Source organism: Nocardia pseudovaccinii NBRC 100343 (assembly GCF_001613225.1).
Taxonomy (GTDB): domain Bacteria; phylum Actinomycetota; class Actinomycetes; order Mycobacteriales; family Mycobacteriaceae; genus Nocardia; species Nocardia pseudovaccinii.
On sequence record NZ_BDBY01000313.1, the window covers coordinates 1 to 2,049 of the forward strand.

Annotated in this window: 3 protein-coding genes; all 3 read left to right on the forward strand. The window is 62.0% G+C overall.

Features of this window, described 5'->3' with window-relative positions; genetic code table 11:
• The first annotated feature begins 300 nt into the window (after window positions 1-300).
• Window positions 301-1,005, forward strand: coding sequence for a TIGR02391 family protein (locus NP3_RS36275; RefSeq protein ID WP_218024996.1), 705 nt, complete (start codon window positions 301-303; stop codon window positions 1,003-1,005).
• A gap of 146 nt (window positions 1,006-1,151) precedes the next feature.
• On the forward strand, window positions 1,152-1,349 hold the full coding sequence (locus tag NP3_RS36280) for a hypothetical protein (RefSeq protein ID WP_063046243.1): 198 nt from the start codon (window positions 1,152-1,154) through the stop codon (window positions 1,347-1,349).
• Between the two features lie 441 nt (window positions 1,350-1,790).
• Window positions 1,791-2,049 (forward strand): RNA polymerase sigma factor (locus NP3_RS50020; protein WP_218024997.1); only part of this gene is annotated, 259 nt, incomplete at its 3' end.

Below are 2,049 nucleotides of genomic sequence, written 5' to 3' on the forward strand. Positions count from 1 at the left end.
GGAACTGGAGCGCCTGGAACGCCTCGCAGAGCCAGAATCGGCGGCCGCGGCGAAGAAGTCGGCGCGCGCCTGGGATCCCGGCCCCTACCGAGACATTCCGTCGATCGGGCCATCTCACGACAATGGGACTGGCTTCGGCGTATAGACAGGTTTGTGCGGGCGAGTGCCCGATGGTCCATATGCCGCCGCGATCGTCGACCGCCCGCTGCGGTGGAGCGTTCCGGACGCGAAGGTGTCGGCGGCTGGAATTAGCGTGCGTGCATGACCAACTTCATCGTGGGACCGACGCAGCTGGGAAGTGTGTCCGCCGACCAGGTCCGGGATTTGTCAACAACCGACCTCGCACTCGCACTGCTGAACGACCTGGCAGCCAACCCGGATCAGGTCAACCTGTACAACGTCATGGTCTATGCGAACCATGCGTTTGCGCAGGTCCCCGACCGTCTCGTCTTGCTCGGCCGGGTGTCGGATGCGATCGCGTGGATTCAGAGCCGCGGTCTTGTAGGCCCGCCTGCCAACGGGAGCTCTGGTAGTTGGGGGCGCCTGACCGCCCAAGGCCGCGAGGTCGCGGCCGACCCTGACGCCCTCACGAAGCTGTATGCGAGCGAGCGCCTGGCCGGAAATATCGCTCCCGCGCTCGAGGCCAAAGTGCGGGCGAATTTCAACATCGGCGACTACGAAACCGCGTGTTTCGCCGCGATGAAGGAGGTCGAAGTGGCTGTGCGCGTTGCCGCAGGGCTGGACAACTCGGTGCTCGGAGTGAACTTGATGCGCAAGGCGTTCAAACCCGAGGGCGGCCCGCTCACGGACACCGCCGCCGAAGGCGGCGAGAAGTCCGCAACGATGGATCTGTTCGCCGGTGCGATCGGTGCGTTCAAAAACCCGGCGAGCCACCGGACAGTCCAATTCGACGACGCCGTAGAAGCCGCCGAGATCATCCAGCTTGCTGACCTCCTGCTGAAGATCGTCCGCCGCGCCCAGGCTCGTCGCGGGACCGGGGGCTGACGAGAGATGGTGCAATGGGGACGGTTTCGAGCCTGCTAGTCCCACGGGCCTACCCGATGAACCACGATCATTCTGTCGGGGCCGAGGCGTAGCCTCCTATCGCGCCTGATTGTCAGGCCCGATCAGTCATAGGAGGCTTCACGCAGATGGAGCAGCATTCCTTCAAGCTGGAACTGCCTAGTTCCACCAGCTTCGCCGCGGCCGAGGCAATCGCCCTGAAGCAGATTGTTTTCCCGCATATGGCGCGCACCGGGCAGAACAGCTACGCCGATCTGGCGATTAGCGGACGCCGCATGGGCAGCACGGCTGGTATGAGCATCTTCACGGGTACCTACTTGCTCTAGCAAGCAGGGGTGAGCGCCGGGGGGCAGAAGGAACATCTCTGCCCGATCCGGCGCTTAGCCTTGCCGCACAAAGTCATTGGCTACTGGCGTCGGCGGTCAGATGGTCGGCTTGACCTGCCGATCCAGAGATTCTGTGGCCGGAAAACGATTACCCTGCATGACGATGTCCTCCTGGAGCCACCTACCGTGGTCGGGCCCGCTGTGGTTTGTTCTCATCCCCATCCTGGGGGCTGTCGGGTCAGGACTGATCGGTTGGATTCGAGCCTGCCAGCAGCATCGTGATACACGAATGATCTTGCGTGAAGCACCTGCCGGTAGCCGAGTGATCAGCATCAACCAGTGCGGATCATCGATCGCAGCGCATGTGATCGAAGTAGCAACCGTCCCAGCGATGGACGTGGTCACGCCAGTCGAGTTGATGCCACAGAAGAGACCACGTCCATGACAGAAGCTTCCGAAAGGGAGGATTTGTCGTCGATCAGGGACATTTACGTACGTGAGTATCAGCGCCTTCGTTCACATCTGAAGCTCGCGTTGCGTGGAAATGCCTGTCTCGCTGAGGATCTCGCCCACGAGGTCTTCCTGGAACTGTGGCGCTTACACGGCGATGCCATCGCTGCGATGTCGCACAATCACGTGCGGGCGAAGCTGACGATGACAGCGAACTCTCGCGTTATCGACTTCTACCGTAGGAACCGCA

What these genes read in the sequence shown, in the direction of transcription:
- NP3_RS36280 (WP_063046243.1), top strand. Translation starts at nt 1,152, where the DNA reads ATGGAGCAGCATTCCTTCAAGCTGGAACTGCCTAGTTCCACCAGCTTC.